At 68.7% G+C, this 18,045-nt stretch carries 17 protein-coding genes and 4 tRNA genes; 9 read left to right on the forward strand and 12 right to left on the reverse strand.

The window, feature by feature from the left end; genetic code table 11:
• Positions 1-17: 17 nt before the first annotated feature.
• From AB0D18_RS25565 to AB0D18_RS25600, 8 genes are all read right to left on the reverse strand, one after another.
• A tRNA-Gly gene (locus tag AB0D18_RS25565) sits at positions 18-93 on the reverse strand.
• Positions 94-116: 23 nt separating this feature from the next.
• Positions 117-728, reverse strand: a complete 612-nt coding sequence (locus AB0D18_RS25570) for a response regulator transcription factor (protein ID WP_362422889.1) — start codon at positions 726-728, stop codon at positions 117-119.
• Positions 725-2,143, reverse strand: coding sequence for a sensor histidine kinase (locus AB0D18_RS25575; protein ID WP_362422892.1), 1,419 nt, complete (start codon positions 2,141-2,143; stop codon positions 725-727). The genes AB0D18_RS25570 and AB0D18_RS25575 overlap by 4 nt, the downstream gene beginning before the upstream one ends.
• 44 nt (positions 2,144-2,187) lie before the next feature.
• Complete coding sequence (locus AB0D18_RS25580; RefSeq protein WP_362422895.1) at positions 2,188-3,003, reverse strand: ABC transporter permease; 816 nt, start codon at positions 3,001-3,003, stop codon at positions 2,188-2,190.
• A complete protein-coding gene (locus AB0D18_RS25585) occupies positions 3,000-3,998 on the reverse strand; it encodes an ABC transporter ATP-binding protein (protein WP_362422898.1) in 999 nt (332 codons plus the stop codon). The genes AB0D18_RS25580 and AB0D18_RS25585 overlap by 4 nt, the downstream gene beginning before the upstream one ends.
• 158 nt (positions 3,999-4,156) lie before the next feature.
• Positions 4,157-4,232: transfer RNA gene (locus AB0D18_RS25590), tRNA-Gly, on the reverse strand.
• 87 nt (positions 4,233-4,319) lie between these two features.
• Positions 4,320-4,391 (reverse strand) — tRNA-Gly (locus tag AB0D18_RS25595).
• A gap of 173 nt (positions 4,392-4,564) precedes the next feature.
• The gene (locus AB0D18_RS25600; RefSeq protein ID WP_362422901.1) at positions 4,565-4,882 is read right to left on the reverse strand and encodes an Lsr2 family protein; all 318 of its coding nucleotides are present in this window, start codon (positions 4,880-4,882) and stop codon (positions 4,565-4,567) included.
• 347 nt (positions 4,883-5,229) lie between these two features.
• On the opposite strand from AB0D18_RS25600, the gene purS reads away from it, so the two are divergent.
• The 7 genes from purS to purM all read left to right on the forward strand — a co-directional run bounded on the left by purS (position 5,230) and on the right by purM (position 13,421).
• A complete protein-coding gene (gene purS, locus AB0D18_RS25605) occupies positions 5,230-5,481 on the forward strand; it encodes a phosphoribosylformylglycinamidine synthase subunit PurS (protein WP_362422904.1) in 252 nt (83 codons plus the stop codon).
• Entirely contained in the window at positions 5,478-6,158 is a 681-nt protein-coding gene (gene purQ, locus AB0D18_RS25610; protein ID WP_362422907.1) for a phosphoribosylformylglycinamidine synthase subunit PurQ, read from the forward strand. Before purS ends, purQ begins: the two co-directional genes overlap by 4 nt.
• Positions 6,158-8,407: a phosphoribosylformylglycinamidine synthase subunit PurL gene (purL, locus tag AB0D18_RS25615; RefSeq protein WP_362422910.1), complete on the forward strand. Its 2,250-nt coding sequence runs from the start codon at positions 6,158-6,160 to the stop codon at positions 8,405-8,407. Before purQ ends, purL begins: the two co-directional genes overlap by 1 nt.
• A 325-nt stretch (positions 8,408-8,732) precedes the next feature.
• The gene (locus AB0D18_RS25620; RefSeq protein WP_362422913.1) at positions 8,733-9,542 is read left to right on the forward strand and encodes a sterol carrier family protein; all 810 of its coding nucleotides are present in this window, start codon (positions 8,733-8,735) and stop codon (positions 9,540-9,542) included.
• 9 nt (positions 9,543-9,551) lie between these two features.
• Entirely contained in the window at positions 9,552-10,475 is a 924-nt protein-coding gene (locus tag AB0D18_RS25625) for an META domain-containing protein (RefSeq protein WP_362422916.1), read from the forward strand.
• Positions 10,476-10,741: 266 nt separating this feature from the next.
• A complete protein-coding gene (purF, locus tag AB0D18_RS25630) occupies positions 10,742-12,268 on the forward strand; it encodes an amidophosphoribosyltransferase (RefSeq protein ID WP_362422919.1) in 1,527 nt (508 codons plus the stop codon).
• 43 nt (positions 12,269-12,311) lie between these two features.
• The gene (gene purM, locus AB0D18_RS25635) at positions 12,312-13,421 is read left to right on the forward strand and encodes a phosphoribosylformylglycinamidine cyclo-ligase (protein WP_362422921.1); all 1,110 of its coding nucleotides are present in this window, start codon (positions 12,312-12,314) and stop codon (positions 13,419-13,421) included.
• A 153-nt stretch (positions 13,422-13,574) separates the two neighbouring features.
• On the opposite strand, the gene AB0D18_RS25640 is transcribed toward purM, so the two are convergent.
• Positions 13,575-13,823, reverse strand: coding sequence for a DUF3073 domain-containing protein (locus tag AB0D18_RS25640; RefSeq protein WP_362422924.1), 249 nt, complete (start codon positions 13,821-13,823; stop codon positions 13,575-13,577).
• 287 nt (positions 13,824-14,110) lie between these two features.
• A complete protein-coding gene (locus AB0D18_RS25645) occupies positions 14,111-15,196 on the reverse strand; it encodes a Glu/Leu/Phe/Val dehydrogenase dimerization domain-containing protein (RefSeq protein ID WP_362422927.1) in 1,086 nt (361 codons plus the stop codon).
• A 182-nt stretch (positions 15,197-15,378) separates the two neighbouring features.
• Between AB0D18_RS25645 and AB0D18_RS25650 the strand changes: the two genes are divergently transcribed.
• Together AB0D18_RS25650 and bldC are read left to right on the forward strand one after the other, a co-directional pair.
• The gene (locus AB0D18_RS25650; RefSeq protein WP_362422929.1) at positions 15,379-16,230 is read left to right on the forward strand and encodes a hypothetical protein; all 852 of its coding nucleotides are present in this window, start codon (positions 15,379-15,381) and stop codon (positions 16,228-16,230) included.
• A 558-nt stretch (positions 16,231-16,788) separates the two neighbouring features.
• Positions 16,789-16,995 carry a developmental transcriptional regulator BldC gene (gene bldC / locus AB0D18_RS25655; RefSeq protein ID WP_003949541.1) on the forward strand — a complete coding sequence of 69 codons (207 nt, stop codon included), beginning with the start codon at positions 16,789-16,791 and terminating at the stop codon, positions 16,993-16,995.
• A 442-nt stretch (positions 16,996-17,437) separates the two neighbouring features.
• Here the strand turns inward: bldC and AB0D18_RS25660 are convergent, their stop codons facing one another.
• Together AB0D18_RS25660 and AB0D18_RS25665 are read right to left on the reverse strand one after the other, a co-directional pair.
• Entirely contained in the window at positions 17,438-17,674 is a 237-nt protein-coding gene (locus AB0D18_RS25660) for a DUF6274 family protein (RefSeq protein WP_362422932.1), read from the reverse strand.
• A gap of 231 nt (positions 17,675-17,905) precedes the next feature.
• A tRNA-Asp gene (locus tag AB0D18_RS25665) sits at positions 17,906-17,980 on the reverse strand.
• Positions 17,981-18,045 lie beyond the last annotated feature (65 nt).

Here is an 18,045-nt window from a genome sequence, read left to right on the forward strand (position 1 = left end):
TACTTATTTCTACTGACTGGAGCGGACGACCAGGTTCGAACTGGCGACCTCAACCTTGGCAAGGTTGCGCTCTACCAACTGAGCTACGTCCGCGTTGCGCCGTGGCGCGAGGCCAACTATACCCAACCCCGCTCCCGGGCGAGACGCACCGCCGTATGACGGTTCTCCGCCCCCAGCTTCGAGGCCGCCGACGACAGGTAGTTCCGTACGGTTCCCTGGCTCAGCGCGGCCCGCTCGGCGATCTCCGCGATGGGCGCCCCGTCCGCCGCGAGCTCCAGCACCTCGGCCTCGCGGACGGTCAGCGGCGAGTCCCCGGCCGCGATCGCGTCTGCCGCCAACTCCGGGTCCACATAACGGTTTCCGGCTTGTACGGTACGGATGATCTCGGCCAGTCGCTGGGCGCTGACGGTCTTCGGCACAAAGCCGCGCACGCCCGCCGCGAGCGCCCGCTTCAGGTGTCCCGGCAGCCCGTGACTGGTCACGATCATGGTCCGGCAGTCCGGCAGCCCGGTCCGCAGCGATGTGGCCACCGCCACACCGTCGAGCCCCGGCATCTGGAGATCGAGCACCGCCACGTCGGGCCGGTGCTGGAGCGCCATGGCGAGCGCCTCGGGCCCGGTGGCCGCCTCGGCGACCACCTCCAGGTCGTCCTCCAGTGCGAGCAGCGCGGCCAGCGCCCCCCGGATGAGGTGCTCGTCGTCGGCGAGCAGGATGCGTACGGCGCTCATGCGGCACCCGCTCCCGCGTCGGCGGACGCCTTCGTACCGGCGGATGCTTTCGTACCGGCGGATGCTTTCGTACGGGCGGATGCTTTCGTACGGGCGGAGCGCCCGAAGAGCTTCGCGCCGATGGAGCGCCCGGCTGCTGCTCCGGAACTCATGCGCTCAACTTCCTTGTCCTCGGGTGGTGTTGGTTCGCCGGGTACCGTCAGGGGAACCTCCGCCGTGACCCGGAACGTGCCGTGGTCCGACGCCCCCGCGGTCAGCGTGCCGCCCACCGCGGCCAGCCGCTCGCGCAGGCCGGCCAGGCCCGTACCCGGGGTTGCGGACGTCCCGGCGGCGGCGTCCACCGTCCCGTCGTTCTCGACGACGAGGACCGCGCGGACCCCGTCCGAGCTGAGGCGCAGGGTGCAGCTCTTCGGGTTGCCGTGCCGCAGGACGTTGGTGGTCGTCTCGCGGACGACCCAGCCGAGCGCGGACTGCACCCCGGTGGGCAGGTCGGCGGCGAGGCCGTCCTCCACCAGGCAGCTGATTCCGGCGGCGGCCAGCACCCCGCGCGCCCCTTCGATCTCGTTGCGCAGGTCGGCCTCCCGGTATCCGCGCACGACCGCGCGCACCTCGCGCTGCGACTCCTGCGCGATCCGCTGCACCTCGGCCATCTGCTCGGCCGCCTCGGGCCGGCCGCGCTGGGCGAGCTGGACGGCGAGCTCGCTCTTGAGCGCGATGACGGCCAGGTTGCGGCCCATCACGTCGTGCAGGTCCCGCCCGAAGCGGAGCCGCTCCTCGGCGACGGCGAGACGGGCCTGCGTCTCCCGGGCCCGGTCGATTTCCCAGACCAACGCCATGTACCAGAGCGACGACCGGTAGACCGACAGGCAGGTCGGGCAGACCAGCAGGGCCGTGAGCGCACCGGCCAGGGCAAGGCTCGGCCGTCCCGTCGTGACCTGTACGAGGACGGCCACCACCACCCCGGTCGCCGCCGTCCCCAGCAGCAGCCGTGGCACCGTCGACAGGGCGAACGTGGACAGCGCCGCGGGGAACAGCCCGTAAAAGACGAGCAGGACCATGTTCGCGCCGGTGGGGTTCTTGCCGTCCAGTCCGCCGGCGGACTGGAGAGCCGCTGCCAGCACCACGGCGACCCCGGCGAGCAGCAGGGCCGACCAAGCGGTCCGCCAGGGGGCCGCCGCACCGTGCAGCCGATGGGCGAACCCGAGCGACATGGCGTGCATGGCGAGCACGCACTGCCCCACGGCCACCACCATCAGGCCCTGGGCCAGCAGGGCCGAACCCGGCTCCCGCATCAGGCCCGGGGAGAGAGTGCCCAGCACGCCGAGGGGGCCTGCCCACGGGATGATGTACAGGGTGACCCGCATGTACAGGTCCAGCTTCGCGGCCCGGCTGCGCTTCTGCCAGAAACCCTTCATCCCCGTCTCACTTCCTCGACCCCCGGCCCCCGCGATCGCCGGCTCTATCGCCGCGGCTCCCAGCGGAACCGCTTCTTGACCGTGAACACCGACAGTACGATCCAGGCCGCCGCGATGGCCACGGCCCCCAGCGCTCCGCTCCAGCTCAGGGTGCCGGACCAGCCGCCCCGCATCAGCTCCACCACCGGGGAGAGCGGCAGCAGTTCACAGATCGTGGCGACGGTGTCCGGGAGGACCTCCAGCGGGAAGAACAGCCCGGAGCCGAACATCGAGAGCAGCATGACGGGCGCGATCGTGAGCTGCGAGCTCTCCACGGACTTCGTGAACGCCGCGGTCGCCGCCGCGAGGAGCACCGACAGTACGAGCCCGAGCAGGATGCCCACCGCCACGAACAGCACGCGGGACGGCATCTCCACGTCCAGCAGCAGGGCACCGGCCGTGATCAGCACCAGGCACTGCACCACGGCGGCCGTGAGCGCGGCGACGGACGTGCCGGCGAGGATCTCCACGTCGCCCGGCTCGCCGGTGCGCAGCCGCTTGAGCACCAGTTCCTCGCGCCGGGTGACGTACGTACCGACCAGCTGGGTGTAGATCCCGAAGACCAGTACGTACGCGATCGCCGTCGGGATCAGCATCGTGCCGAGCGAAAGCCCCATCTTCTCCAGGTCCATGTCCTTGGCGACCGACATGGACGAGAGGGTCAGGGCGAGCGGCATCACCAGCAGCATGACCAGACCGGCCTTGTGCCGCCCCAGCAGGGTGAGTTCGGCCCGCGCCAGGGCCTTCATCCGGCTCGCGGCCGTGGTGCGCGGCCCGGCAGTCGCCGTCTCGTGTCCTGCCTGCGTCAGCGTGCCGCTCATCGCGCCGCCACCTCGTCCCTCTTCGTCGTCGCGGTCTTCGCGGTGGCCGCTTTCGCCGTGGCCGTCGATTCCTTCGCCTCCCGTGCGATGTGCAGGAAGGCCTCCTCCAGCGATGCGGACCGCACGTCGAGACCGCGCAGCTCCACGCCCGCCGTCTCCGCCCAGACCAGCAGTCCGGTGGCCGCTCGCTGCAAGTTCGGAGTGCTCAACTGCACCGTCCTGCCGTTGAGTTGATGCTCCGTCACACCCAGCTGGCCCAGTGCCGGCAGGTCCCCCATGTGGTACCCGTCAGGCAGCTCGAAGCTGATCCGGGACGGATGCGCGGCCACCACCTCCTCGACCCGCCCCTCGGCGGCGATCCGGCCCTCGTGCATGATCGCCAGCCGGTCGGCCAGCTCCTCGGCCTCTTCGAGGTAGTGCGTCGTCAGCAGTACGGTCGTGCCCTGCTCGCGCAGCTCCCGCACCAACTCCCAGGTCTCGCGCCGCCCTTCGGCATCGAGACCGGTCGTCGGCTCGTCCAGGAAGAGGACCTCGGGCCGCCCGAGCACCGCCATCGCCAGGTCGAGCCGCCGCCGCTCGCCGCCGGACAGCTGCATGACCCGTACGGAATGGCGCCCGCCGAGCCCCACCAGCTCCAGCGCCTCGCCGACCGGCCGCGCCCCGCTCGTGCACCCCGCCCACATCCGTGCCGTCTCCAGCACCGTCAACTGCGAGGGAAATCCGCCCTCTTGGAGCATCACGCCGACCCGCGGCCGCACCGCGGAACGCTCCGTGTGCGGATCGTGCCCCAGCACCCGTACCGAACCGCCGCTCGGCACGGCCAGGCCCTCAAGCAGCTCCAGCGTGGAGGTCTTGCCCGCGCCGTTCGTCCCGAGGAGCGCGAAGAGTTCGCCGCGCGCCACGGAGAAGGAGACGGAACGGACGGCCTCGAAGCCCCCGGCGTACGTCCGCCGGAGCCCTTGGACGTCGATCACAAGCTCTGCGTTGGTGGTCATGTCTCCAGACTTCCGCCGGACCGGAGCCGGCGGCAGTGCGCGCTGTCATCGCTCCCGATGACAAATGTCATGAGCGCCGGGGACAAGCGGGGGACAAGCCGGGGGCACGTCGGGACAACGCGAAAAGCCCCGGTCGCAATGACCGGGGCTTTTCGATGTGGAGCGGACGACCAGGTTCGAACTGGCGACCTCAACCTTGGCAAGGTTGCGCTCTACCAACTGAGCTACGTCCGCAAGGTACTGCTGGGGGGTACTGCGTGGTGGTGCGGCATCACCCTACCCGATCCTCCGGAGCGACCGGTAATCGGTTGAGCGATGCAGAGCGGGTGACAGGAATTGCACACTGCGCCTTCCTCCTGGAAGGAGGATGTTCTGCTACTGAACTACACCCGCACGCTGCGTGAGGCGGGGCCTTGCGGCCTTGCCCTTCGGCGTGCTCCAGACTTTAGCCCACGTACCTGGGTGTCATGCAAATCGGTTCCCGGCCGACCTCGCGGAGGCCCGCGACGGGACGGCCGGACACCTGCCGCTCCGTCAGGGTGCTTCCCCGCCGGGGCGCTTCTCCGTCAGGACGCTTCCGCGAACGCCTCGTAGACCTTCTTCGGGATCCGGCCCCTGGCCGGCACCTCCATCTGGTGCGACCGCGCCCAGGCGCGTACCGCCGCCGGGTCCGGGGCCACCGACGTGTGCCGGTACACATTGCCCGACTTCGAGTGCTTTCGGCCTGCCGTCACGTACGGCTTCAGTGCCGTGCGCAGTTTCTTTGCATTGGCGGGATTGAGGTCGATCTCGTACGACTTCCCGTCGAGGCCGAAGGTCACCGTTTCCGCCGCTTCTCCTCCGTCGATGTCGTCGGAGAGCGTGACCACTACGCGTTGAGCCACGGATATCGGTCCTTCCTAGCGGGCGTGTACCGGCGTGAGTATCAGTGTCACCGCGCTGACGTGCGGTGATGTCGAGCTTCCGGCTGTTTTGAAGCAACTCTGGAGCAATGCTGCTTTCCCTTGTATTCCTTTGTACAGGGGGAGGCATTGCATTGTGAAGCCCAGTCAATTCCGTCAGCGTGTCCGAGTGCAATGAGGGAGGCCTCTTTTTTCCCTGATTTTTCCCGTCGTTGTTGGTGCCGATACCGGAACGTGATCGACTCGTGGAGATATCTACCCGCGTAGAATTTTTGGGCGGGTACGCTGATGGAACCGCCCTTTTGCACCACACCACACCGGGAGTGCCAGTGGCACGCGTCGTAGTCGACGTCATGCTCAAGCCCGAGATCCTCGACCCGCAGGGACAGGCGGTGCAGCGTGCGCTGCCGCGTCTCGGCTTCGAGTCAATCGCGGACGTCCGTCAGGGGAAGCGTTTCGAGCTGGAGGTGGAGGGACCGGTCGACGACGCCGCCCTCGCCCGCATCCACGAGATGGCCGAAACGTTCCTCGCCAACACCGTCATCGAGGACTTCACCGTGAAGGTGGAGGAGTCGAAGTGACTGCTCGTATCGGAGTCGTCACCTTTCCCGGCACGCTGGACGACCAGGACGCACTGCGTGCCGTCCGGCTGGCGGGCGCCGAGCCGGTGTCCCTGTGGCACCGCGACAAGGACCTCCACCAGGTCGACGCGGTCGTCCTCGCCGGAGGGTTCTCCTACGGCGACTACCTGCGGGCCGGTGCCATCTCGCGCTTCTCGCCGGTGATGGGCACGATCATCGAGCAGGCGAAGGCCGGCCTGCCGGTCCTCGGTATCTGCAACGGCTTCCAGATCCTCACCGAGGCACATCTGCTGCCCGGTGCGATGCTCCGGAACAACCACCTCCACTTCATCTGCCGCGACCAGAAGCTGCGGGTGGAGAACGTGGAGAGCGCCTGGACCCTCGATTACGAGCAGGGCCAGGAGATCTCCGTACCGCTGAAGAACATGGACGGGCGGTACGTCGCGGACGAGCGCACGCTCGACGAGCTGGAGGCGGAGGGCCGGGTGGCGTTCCGCTACCTGGACACCAACCCCAACGGCTCGCTGCGGGACATCGCCGGCATCACCAACGCGGCGGGCAACGTCGTCGGCCTGATGCCGCACCCCGAGCACGCCGTCGAGCCGCTGATCGGTACGGGCCGTACCGATGGGCTCGGATTCTTCACCTCGATCCTGAAGAAGCTGGTCAACGCCTGATGACTCTGGACACCGTCAAGCACGCAAGTGGCACGCCCGACGTCGAGCAGCCCTGGAAGGAGCTCGGCCTCAAGGAGGACGAGTACGCCAGGATCCGCGAGATCCTCGGCCGCCGTCCCACCGGCGCCGAGCTCGCCATGTACTCCGTGATGTGGTCGGAGCACTGCTCGTACAAGAGCAGCAAGATCCACCTCAAGCAGTTCGGCGAGAAGGTCCCGGAGAACGACGCCATGCTCGTCGGCATCGGCGAGAACGCCGGTGTCGTCGACGTCGGCCAGGGCTACGCGGTCACCTTCAAGGTCGAGTCGCACAACCACCCCTCGTACATCGAGCCCTACCAGGGCGCGGCCACCGGCATCGGCGGCATCGTCCGCGACATCCTCGCGATGGGCGCCCGCCCGGTCGCGGTCGTGGACCCGCTCCGTTTCGGTGCGGCCGACCACCCCGACACCAAGCGCGTCCTGCCGGGCGTCGTCGCCGGAATCGGCGGTTACGGAAACTGCCTCGGCCTGCCGAACATCGGCGGCGAGGTCGTCTTCGACGCCTGCTACCAGGGCAACCCGCTGGTCAACGCGGGCTGCATCGGCGTCATGAAGCACGAGGACATCCACCTCGCGCAGGCGTCGGGCCCCGGCAACAAGGTCATCCTGTACGGCGCCCGGACCGGTGGCGACGGCATCGGCGGTGTCTCGGTCCTGGCGAGTGAGACCTTCGACGATGCGAAGCCGACGAAGCGCCCGGCCGTGCAGGTCGGCGACCCCTTCCAGGAGAAGCTCCTCATCGAGTGCACCCTGGAGATCTTCAAGGAGAAGCTGGTCGCGGGCATCCAGGACCTCGGCGGCGCCGGGCTGTCCTGTGCCACCTCCGAGCTGGCCTCGGCCGGTTCCGGCGGTATGCGCGTCGAGCTGGACACCGTGCCGCTGCGCGACTCCTCCCTCTCGCCCGAGGAAATCCTCATGAGCGAGTCGCAGGAGCGCATGTGCGCGATCGTCGAGCCGCAGCACGTGGACCGCTTCATGGAGATCTGCGAGAAGTGGGACGTCATCGCCACCGTCATCGGTGAGGTGACCGAGGGCTCGCAGCTGGAGATCTTCTGGCACGGCGAGCAGATCGTGGACGTGCCGCCGCGGTCCGTGGCCCACGACGGCCCGGTGTACCACCGGCCGTACGCCCGCCCGTCCTGGCAGGACGCGCTCCAGGCCGACGACGCCAACAAGCTGGCCCGCCCGGCCAACGGCGACGAGCTGCGTGAGCAGGTCCTCAAGCTGGTGGCCTCGCCCAACCAGGCCTCCAAGGCGTGGATCACGGAGCAGTACGACCGCTTCGTGCAGGGCAACACGGTGCTGGCCATGCCGGAGGACGCGGGCATGGTGCGCATCGACGCCGAGACCGGTCTCGGCGTGACCATGTCGACCGACGGCAATGGGCGCTACGCCAAGCTCGACCCGTACACGGGCGCGCAGCTGGCGCTCGCCGAGTCGTACCGGAACGTGGCGACCACGGGCGCGAAGCCGCTCGCCATCTCGGACTGCCTCAACTTCGGTTCCCCCGAGGACCCGGACGTCATGTGGCAGTTCGCGGAGGCCACCCGCGGTCTCGCGGACGGCTGCCTGGAACTGGGAACTCCGGTGACCGGTGGCAACGTTTCTCTGTACAACCAGACCGGTGAGACCGCGATCCACCCGACGCCCGTCGTCGCGGTCCTCGGTGTGATCGACGATGTCGCACGGCGTACGCCGATGGCCTTCGCCGAAGAGGGACAGCTGCTGTACCTCCTCGGTGACACGCACGAGGAACTGGGCGGCTCCGCCTGGTCCGAGGTCGTGCACGGCCACCTCGGCGGCATGCCGCCGAAGGTCGACCTGGCGCGCGAGAAGCTGCTCGGCGAGATCCTGATCTCGGCGTCGCGGGACGGCATGATCGACGCCGCCCACGACCTCTCCGACGGTGGTCTGATCCAGGCCGTCACCGAGTCCTGCCTGCGCGGCGGGAAGGGTGCGCGACTGGTGGTGCCGGACGGCATCGACCCGTTCGTCCTCCTGTTCTCGGAGTCGGCGGGCCGTGCGGTCGTGTCGATCCCGCGCAGCGAGGAGCTCCGCTTCAACGACATGTGCGGGGCGCGCGGTCTGCCCGTCACCCGCCTCGGTGTCGTGGACGGCGAGGAGATCGAGATCCAGGGCGAGTTCAGCATCCCGCTGAGCGAGCTGAGGACGGCGCACGAGGCGACGATCCCGGGCCTGCTGGCCTGAGTCGCTTTTCGTACGCTACGTAGCCGAGTGCGGCCCCGCCCCGGGGAGACCGGGACGGGGCCGCACCCGTACGCCTGCCGCGTCCTCGTTCGAGAGGGGGCTGACCGGTGGGCGTCGTGCGGGTGCGTCGTGGCTGGTCGCGCAGTTCCCCGCGCCCCTAACTGCCTGCCCCTTAGCCCCCAGCCCTCTTGGGCAGCGGGGCCGCCCCCCGGGGGCAGTGGGGTCTCCCCTGCTCGAGCGAAGCCGAGAGCTTGGGGAAGGGTGGGCAAGGGGGCGGCCCCCACGCGGAGCACGCCCCCCCGTGCCGGGGTCTAACCTCGTTTCCATGTCGCCCGTGAACCCGAACCCGGCCAAGAAGAAGCGCCCCAGGACCTACGACCCGGCCAGGACCCGGGCCGCCGTGCTCGCCCAGTTCGGGCATGTGCGGGAGGTCGTCGGCGGGCTCGGCGAGGAGCAGCTCGCGCTGCCGAGCGGGCTGGGGGACTGGTCGGTGCGGGAGCTGGCCGCGCATCTGTCGATGGCGTTGGGTTCGGTGGTGCGGTTCCTGGGCGAGCCCGCACCGGCCAAGGCCGAAGTGGGCCTGCTTGACTGGCCGTTCGCGACCGAGGTCCATGCCGGGCAGGTGGCGGACGACACCCGGGAGCTCGCGGCGTCCGCGCCCATCGGGGAGCTGTACGAGCGGGTGGCCGCCGGGATCGCCGAGGCGCTGCCCGGGGCCGACGACGAGCGGATCACGCGGACCAGGGTCGGGCCCATGCGGTTCGCGGACTTCCTCGTCACCCGCACCGTCGAGCTCGTCGTGCACAGTGACGACCTGGCGCGGGCGACCGGCGTGGACGTGCCGTTCGACCGGCAGGCGCTCGCGGCCTGTACGCGGCTGCTCGCGGACGCGCTCGCCGTCAAGGCACCCGGAGCGTCCACGGAGGTGCGGATTCCGCCGTACGCGGTGGTGCAGTGCATCGAGGGGCCCCGGCACACCAGGGGGACCCCCTCCAATGTCGTGGAGACCGACCCGCTGACCTGGATCCGGCTTGCCACAGGACGTACACAATGGGCGGACGCGATCAAAGAAGCGCAGGTCAGCGCCAGTGGGGAGCGTGCGGATCTGGTGGGGGTGCTGCCGATCATGGGGTGAGACGGGGGCGTGCGCCGGGTCAAGTGGAACCGGTTGTCCCACCTGTTCCGTCACATCGGCATGCAGACGAAGCCGAAGTTCAAGACGCTGAAGATGCTGGGTGTACCCCTCACCGCAGCAGCGCTGCTCGCCGTGTCCGCCTGCGGTACGGAGACCACGGGAGCCGGTGCCGGTGCGGGCGACAGAAAGGGTGACGGCGGTGCCGTGCAGACCGATCTGCCGCTGACCGGGGTGCGCTGGACCGTGGAGAGCTCGACCGCCGGCGGGAAGAAGACCGCGGCACCCAAGGACACCTTCGTCGAGATCGACAAGAAGGGTGCGGTCAAGGGCAACTACGGCTGCAACTCCTTCAGTGGCAAGGCGACCGTCAAGGGCGATTCCGTCGACCTCGACAAGCTGCTGTCCACTCAAATGTCGTGCGACGCCCAGGACTTCGAGCTCTCGCTGCGGAAGGCTTTCAAGGAACAGCTGAAGGCGAAGCTCGACGACAGCCGGCTGACCCTGACCACCTCGAAGGGCGACACGATCGCGCTCACCTCGAAGCCGGTGCAGCCTGACGCCTCGTTCGCCGGGACCAAGTGGACCGTCGAGTCCTTCACCGCCCGCAAGACCATGAAGCCCGGCGGAAGCGAATCCGCGCAGTCCGTGCCGAAGGGGGTGGCCGGCAAGGCGTACCTGACCTTCGGCAAGGACGGTTCGGTACGCGGCCACACCGGCTGCAACTCCCTCAACGGCCAGGCGAAGCAGAGCCCCGGCGCGCTCGAATTCGGGCGCATCGCGACCACTCGCATGATGTGCCAGGGGGAGGCGGGGACGGTGGAGAAGCAGATGCTGAAGGTGCTGGAGGGCAAGGTCACGTACACCGTGAACGGTCGCAACCTGTCGCTCACCGGCAGTGCGGGCGTGGGCCTGGAGGCAACAGCAGCCAAGTGATCTTGCAGCGGGTCATGGTGCGGGCCGGGGGCGTGGTGGCTGGCCGCGGGGCGGTGGGCGTCGTGCGGGTGCGTCGTGGCTGGTCGCGCAGTTCCCCGCGCCCCTAAATGCCTGCCCCCGCGCGGAGTGCCACCCGGCCCGACCGCCCGACCGCATGCCCGACCGCACCCCCTACCTGCGCCCCCGCAGGACCGTTTCGCCTCGTCCCGGGCCCCGTCCGTATCCCCAATTCGGACCAGTGGTCGATCTCGCCTACACTCGGTGCCGTGCCTCGTGGTGATGGACGACTCAACCACGACCTGCTCCCCGGTGAGAAAGGCCCCCAGGACGCTTGCGGCGTCTTCGGTGTCTGGGCTCCCGGCGAAGAGGTCGCCAAGCTCACCTATTTCGGACTGTATGCACTGCAGCACCGTGGACAAGAGTCCGCGGGAATCGCAGTAAGCAACGGGTCCCAGATCCTGGTCTTCAAGGACATGGGACTGGTCTCGCAAGTCTTCGACGAAACCTCTCTCGGCTCCCTCCAGGGCCATATCGCGGTCGGTCACGCCCGCTACTCCACCACCGGAGCCTCGGTGTGGGAGAACGCGCAGCCGACATTCCGTGCCACCGCGCACGGCTCGATCGCGCTCGGCCACAACGGAAACCTGGTCAATACGGCGCAGCTCGCCGAACTGGTCGCCGATCTCCCCAAGGAGAACGGCCGCGCCACCCAGGTGGCAGCCACCAACGACACCGACCTGGTCACGGCCCTCCTCGCGGGCCAGACCGACGACGACGGCAAGCCCCTGACCATCGAGGAGGCCGCCGCAAAGGTGCTCCCGCAGGTGATGGGCGCCTTCTCCCTCGTCTTCATGGACGAGGGAACGCTGTACGCGGCCCGCGACCCGCAGGGCATCCGCCCGCTGGTCCTGGGCCGTCTGGAGCGCGGCTGGGTGGTGGCCTCCGAGTCCGCCGCCCTCGACATCTGCGGCGCCGCGTACGTCCGCGAGGTCGAGCCGGGCGAGCTGATCGCGATCGACGAGAACGGTCTCCGTACCTCTCGATTCGCAGAAGCGAAGCCCAAGGGCTGTGTCTTCGAGTACGTCTACCTCGCGCGCCCCGACACCGATATCGCGGGCCGCAACGTCTATCTCAGCCGGGTCGAGATGGGCCGCAAACTGGCCAAGGAAGCTCCTGCCGAGGCCGATCTCGTCATAGCGACACCCGAATCCGGCACCCCTGCCGCGATCGGATACGCCGAAGCCAGCGGAATTCCGTACGGCTCCGGGCTCGTCAAGAACGCGTACGTCGGCCGGACCTTCATCCAGCCGTCCCAGACGATCCGCCAGCTCGGCATCCGTCTGAAGCTCAACCCGCTGAAGGAAGTCATCAAGGGCAAGCGCCTGGTGGTCGTCGACGACTCGATCGTCCGCGGCAACACCCAGCGCGCGCTGGTCAAGATGCTCCGCGAGGCGGGCGCGGCGGAGATCCACATCCGTATCTCCTCGCCCCCCGTGAAGTGGCCCTGCTTCTTCGGCATCGACTTCGCCACCCGCGCCGAGCTGATCGCCAACGGGATGACCGTGGACGAGATCGCCACCTCCATGGGTGCCGACTCGCTCTCGTACATCTCCCTCGAAGGCATGATCGAGGCGACCACCATCGCCAAGCCGAACCTCTGCCGCGCCTGCTTCGACGGCGAGTACCCCATGGAGCTCCCCGACCCGGAGCTCCTCGGCAAGCAGCTCCTGGAGACCGAGCTCGCGGCCGGCCCGGCGAACACCGCCGCCGCCGACGCTCTCCGTCGTCCCTGAGCGCGCCCGTAAAACCCTGTTGTACGACACGAAAGTTCCCAGCATGTCTACTGAGTCTTCCGGGTCTGCTCCGCAGACGGGCACCGGTGCCAGCTACGCAGCCGCGGGCGTCGACATCGAAGCCGGCGACCGCGCCGTAGAGCTGATGAAGGAGTGGGTGAAGAAGACGAAGCGCCCCGAGGTCCTCGGTGGCCTCGGCGGTTTCGCCGGTCTCTTCGACGCCTCCGCCCTGAAGCGCTACGAGCGTCCGCTGCTGGCCTCCGCGACCGACGGCGTCGGTACGAAGGTCGACCTCGCCCGCCAGATGGGCGTGTACGACACCATCGGCCACGACCTCGTCGGCATGGTCGTCGACGACCTCGTCGTCTGCGGCGCCGAACCGCTCTTCATGACCGACTACATCTGTGTCGGCAAGGTGCACCCCGAGCGTGTCGCGGCCATCGTGAAGGGCATCGCCGAAGGCTGTGTCCTCGCCGGCTGCGCCCTGGTCGGCGGCGAGACGGCCGAGCACCCGGGCCTGCTCGGCCCGGACGACTTCGACGTGGCGGGCGCCGGCACCGGTGTGGTGGAGTACGACCAGCTGCTCGGCGCCGACCGGATCCGCGAGGGCGACGCCGTCATCGCGATGGCGTCCTCCGGTCTTCACTCCAACGGGTACTCGCTCGTCCGGCACGTCGTCTTCGACCGCGCCGGCTGGGCCCTCGACCGCGAGGTGGCCGAATTCGGCCGCACGCTCGGCGAGGAGCTGCTGGAGCCGACCAAGATCTACTCGCTGGACTGCCTGGCGCTCACCCGCACCGCACCGGTGCACGCCTTCAGCCATGTCACCGGCGGCGGCCTGGCCAACAACCTGGCCCGGGTGATCCCCGACCACCTGCACGCCACGGTCGACCGCTCGACCTGGACCCCCGGCGCCGTCTTCGACGTCGTCGGCCAGGCAGGCAAGGTCGAACGCCTTGAGCTGGAGAAGACCCTCAACATGGGCGTGGGCATGATCGCCGTCGTCCCGCAGGAGTCGGTCGACGTGGCCCTGGCCACGCTGGAGGACCGGGGTGTCGAGTCATGGGTCGCCGGCGCCATCGTTGATCGAAACAGCCTGGGCCGCGGTGACCACCGCGAGGGCGCGACCCTGACCGGCGACTACGCCAAGTAGTACACCGGAACAGGCACTGGGACGCACAGAACCCGGTCCGGGGCGAAAGCCTCGGACCGGGTCCTGTGGAACTGCTCAAACCTTATGAAAATTTTCGAGGTGTACGAACGCCAGAACGGGGACGACCGGAAGTGACCGGCCAGAACTGAAGCGTCAAGCGCCGCGGCGCTGCGACGAAGGACCGGACTCATCGTCCTCGTCATCGTCGTTGTACTGCGACGCGTACTGTGCGTACGGATCGTCTTCCTCGTCATCGTCCTCGAACGGCTCGCCATTCGGCGGCTGTTGCGAAGTCGAAGCGCCCAGCTCATTGGCCAGACGCGACAGGTCAGTCCCGCCGCTGCTGTACTTCAGCTGGCGGGCGACCTTCGTCTGCTTGGCCTTTGCCCGGCCGCGCCCCATGGCTCGACCCCCTCGGTGACGGGGCTCGACGGCCCCAGAGTCTTGACACGCGTTCATGGTTGGGAACGGACTCTCCGTGAAGAGACCGGTCCGCAGGACTTCAACGGTACCTGCTTCTTTGGCCATACGGTACGCCGCCCGCAGGAGACACCGCGAAGCACAACCGGCGGGACGTCCCGTCCCCGCTGGTCAACCGCGATTTTAGCCCCTTCCTGACGGCCGACCCGCCGAGGGGGGTGAGTGATGTCTCCCCAACTCCTCCCCCGCGGCGGATCAGCCCGCTCCGATCAGCGCCGTGCGCGTGCCTCAGCCATCCGCTGCTCGGCCAGCCGGTCGGCCGCCGCAGCCGGCGGAACACCGTCGCTCTTCGCACGTGCGAAGATTTCCAGCGTGGTGTCGAAGATCTTCGTGGCCTTCTTCTTGCACCGGTCGAAGTCAAAGCCGTGCAGCTCGTCGGCGACCTGGATCACACCGCCCGCGTTGACCACGTAGTCCGGCGCGTAGAGGATCCCGCGGTCGGCGAGGTCCTTCTCGACACCCGGGTGGGCGAGCTGGTTGTTGGCCGCGCCGCACACCACGGTCGCGGTCAGCACCGGCACGCTGTCGTCGTTCAGGGCGCCGCCCAGTGCGCACGGGGCGTAGATGTCCAGGCCCTCGACGCGGATCAGCGCCTCGGTGTCGGCGACCACGGCGACCTCGGGGTGCAGGTCGGTGATGCGGCGCACCGACTCCTCCCGTACGTCCGTGATGACGACCTCGGCGCCGTCGGACAGCAGGTGCTCCACCAGGTGGTGGCCGACCTTGCCGACACCGGCGACGCCGACCTTGCGGCCGCGCAGTGTCGGGTCGCCCCACAGGTGCTGCGCGGAGGCCCGCATGCCCTGGAAGACACCGAAGGCGGTCAGTACGGACGAGTCGCCCGCGCCGCCGTTCTCGGGGGAACGGCCGGTGGTCCACCGGCACTCGCGTGCCACGACGTCCATGTCCGCCACGTACGTGCCGACATCGCACGCGGTCACGTAGCGGCCACCGAGCGAGGCCACGAACCGGCCGTAGGCGAGGAGCAGCTCCTCCGTCTTGATCTGCTCGGGGTCGCCGATGATCACGGCCTTGCCGCCGCCGTGGTCGAGACCCGCCAGGGCGTTCTTGTAGCTCATCCCGCGCGAGAGGTTGAGGGCGTCCGCGACGGCCGCCTCCTCGCTCTCGTACGGGTAGAAGCGGGTGCCGCCGAGGCCCGGACCGAGATCCGTGTTGTGGAGGGCGATGACGGCCTTGAGGCCGGAGGCGCGGTCCTGGCAGAGCACGACCTGCTCGTGGCCACCCTGCTCCGAGCGGAACAGGGTGTGCAGGACGCCGTCGGAAGATGCGGTCACTGTGGTGACTCCCAAAGTACGAGACGGTGAAACCCTCTTGCGGGTGGAGAGGGCCGATGGGCATGAGAGTAGGCCCTGGCGGCCCGTGGCAAGGGTCGGTACCCGGGATCACCCCCTTCCGAAGTACCCCCGTGGGACGATTCGCTTCCGGTCTTTGCTTCCGGTCGAGCTGAGGAGCTGGCGTGCCACTGGCGTCATCGGTGATCGTCCCGTACGTGTCGGCCCTGCGGGTGTACGAACCGCTGGCGGCCTTCCCCGAACCGGAGCGCACCCACTGGGCCCGCTACGCCCGCCGCGGTGCGCTGCCGGGGCCGCAGGACGAACTCCGGTGCTCCCTGGCCGACTTGCTGCCCACCCCGCCCGTCGCGGTGCCGGTGCACGAGAGCGGCGACGCGTACGTGGCGGAGATCGACGAGGTCCTGGTGGTGTGCCCGTGGCGGACCAGGCTGCGCGGCTGGCTGGCCCTGGAGGAGCTGGACGGCCAGTACCCGGAGCCGCTCCTGGACGCCGTACTGCCCCCTCTCGTACGCCACCAGGCGCAGGCGGACTACGAGCGGTGGCGGGAGCGGAACCCGGACGCCAGGCCGTGGATCAGGTCCTCGGTGTGGCACGTGCCGGTGCGCTGGTTCGTCCTCTTCGGGGACGAGGAGCGCGAGTACGTGAAGGCGTCGGGGGACGAGGCGGCGGTGCTGCGCTACCGGACGCCGATGGTGCAGGCCAGGCGCCGGGTGGCCCGCGCCCTGCGCACGCTGCGCGAGCACGTGGGCGACGGGGACGAGGGGCCGCTGGTGACGGGGCTGGTGGACGTGGGGCGGTGGCTGGAGGAGTTCCACCCCCGCTCGCTCGTCGAGCTGGACTACGGCGGGCTCGCGTACGTACTGGGCGAGACGCATCTGGCCGGGGACCGGTCGGCGGCGGACGTGGCCGAGGGGATAGGGGCGCTGCGGGCCGGCGACGCGGACGGGGCGGCCCGTGCGTACAGCCGGCTGGCGGAGCGCTGGCGGGCGGTCCGGGACCGGCAGTTCGCGAACTGAGCGCGGGCCGACGGGCGTGAATGCTGAATACCGCACACGATTTGAGCGAAATCTGAGGTTCAAGTGAACCGGAGCGTGATGTGGTGCGTGTGACAGGTGAGGGACAAGTGCTCGGGACCTACGTCCTGATCCGGGCTTTTGTGGCAAGCGTGACGGACAGCACTTAATCGCCCCTTGCGCTCATCCCCCGCCCTCGTGTCAAAATAGGACAAGGAGTCCGGGGAGGGCTCCTTCCGTCCAACTAGGGGCGGAATGCTCGGTATTACACGCTATGGGGGGTCTGTTGACTCCTGATCGCTCATGTGACTGATCGTCACTGTGAGGTGACTGTCCGCTATGGCATGGTCCATCGGCTTCCGTCGCGGATGAACACCTCAGAGGGCAATTCCGTCGGTTTGGCCCACGCGGCTGGACGGATGGTGTAGTTGTAGTGCCGAGGACAAGCCGTTCGTCCTATAACCGACTCGGCCCGCGTCCGCCATTTCGGGCAACGCGGGTCAAGGTGCAGAATTTAGAGGAAAGAACCGTGAAGGTTCGGTTCTCCCGAGGAGGCCGCTCATGACCGCTCGCACCCCTGACGCCGAGCCGCTGCTGACCCCGGCTGAGGTCGCCACGATGTTCCGCGTGGACCCGAAGACGGTGACCCGCTGGGCCAAGGCAGGAAAGCTCACGTCCATCCGCACGCTGGGTGGGCACAGGCGTTACCGCGAGGCCGAGGTCCGCGCACTGCTTGCGGGCATTCCGCAGCAGCGCAGCGAGGCCTGACGCTTCGCATTACCTCGCATTACCGCTTCACATCTTTACCCGCAGTAACGGCAACACCCCGCAGTACAGGGCAATTGCGTCCCGGGTCCCCCAACTCGGTGCGGGCGCCCACCCCAAGCTCCACTCGACAGGCCCCCGCCCCAACGGGAGCCGTGTCGTCGATCGCGCCGGACTCCGCCGAGTCCGGCGCGATTTTTTTGTGCCCGGAGGGGGCGGTGGCAGGGGTGTCGCGGGGTGTCGCGGGGCGCCTGCGGGGTGTCGTTGGGGGTGCTGGTGGAGGCCGTCGGCAGAGGGTGCAATTGCACATATTAAATTGGCTTGTTGTAGGGAGGGCGTAAATAAGCCCGCCCCGAAAACTCTTCCGGTGACACCCGTCACAGCTCATGACTCTTGCCAAATCCGAGCTTGCCACCGAAAAGGAGGCCGGGGCGCGAGGCGATGGTCACGGGTTCGGGGGACTTTCGTCCTGAGTCGCGGAACGCTCCGTCGCCGGCTCGGCGCACTCCCTTCCGTCCTGCTCCCCGGAGGGCCTCTCCGGCGCTCTCTCGGGCTGCAAAGCGAGCAGCAGGAGGCGGTGGCAGATCGGACAGTGCCTGGTGCGGTGGCGGTAGCCCGAGGCGGCTGCCAGATGGGCACGCAGCAGTGCCCGCGTCTCGTGTCTCGCCACGGCTGCCGCCACGCGTCACCTCCGGAGTCCCGACCCCTGATGTCCGGGTTACCGGTGGCAGATGCCGGAGTCAAGACGCAAGAAGGCCCCGATCCAAAAGGATCGGGGCCTTCAACACATGCGGTCCTGACGGGATTTGCTGTGTCCGACGGCGGCTCCGCCGCGGGCGCGGCCGCTGAGCTGCGACGGGACACGAAAGCACCGAAGCCCGCATCCGGTGGGATGCGGGCTTCGAATTTACTGCGGTCCTGACGGGATTTGAACCCGCGGCCTCCACCTTGACAGGGTGGCGAGCACTCCAAGCTGCTCCACAGGACCTTGACTCACAGCTCGACGCGGTGTCGTTTTGCTTTCCGCGTGTTGCTGCGAGTCAGACTGTACAG

Origin of the sequence: Streptomyces sp. NPDC048442 (assembly GCF_040651475.1) — a bacterium.
Taxonomy (GTDB): Bacteria; Actinomycetota; Actinomycetes; order Streptomycetales; family Streptomycetaceae; genus Streptomyces.

Bases quoted from the DNA above. Each gene is read 5' to 3' on its own strand.
- bldC (WP_003949541.1), top strand. From the start codon at position 16,789: ATGACCGCTCGCACCCCTGACGCCGAGCCGCTGCTGACCCCGGCTGAG.
- AB0D18_RS25585 (WP_362422898.1), bottom strand. From the start codon at position 3,998: ATGACCACCAACGCAGAGCTTGTGATCGACGTCCAAGGGCTCCGGCGG.
- AB0D18_RS25580 (WP_362422895.1), bottom strand. From the start codon at position 3,003: ATGAGCGGCACGCTGACGCAGGCAGGACACGAGACGGCGACTGCCGGG.
- AB0D18_RS25620 (WP_362422913.1), top strand. From the start codon at position 8,733: ATGTCGCCCGTGAACCCGAACCCGGCCAAGAAGAAGCGCCCCAGGACC.
- AB0D18_RS25570 (WP_362422889.1), bottom strand. From the start codon at position 728: ATGAGCGCCGTACGCATCCTGCTCGCCGACGACGAGCACCTCATCCGG.
- purL (WP_362422910.1), top strand. From the start codon at position 6,158: ATGACTCTGGACACCGTCAAGCACGCAAGTGGCACGCCCGACGTCGAG.
- purM (WP_362422921.1), top strand. From the start codon at position 12,312: ATGTCTACTGAGTCTTCCGGGTCTGCTCCGCAGACGGGCACCGGTGCC.
- AB0D18_RS25640 (WP_362422924.1), bottom strand. From the start codon at position 13,823: ATGGGGCGCGGCCGGGCAAAGGCCAAGCAGACGAAGGTCGCCCGCCAG.
- AB0D18_RS25575 (WP_362422892.1), bottom strand. From the start codon at position 2,143: ATGAAGGGTTTCTGGCAGAAGCGCAGCCGGGCCGCGAAGCTGGACCTG.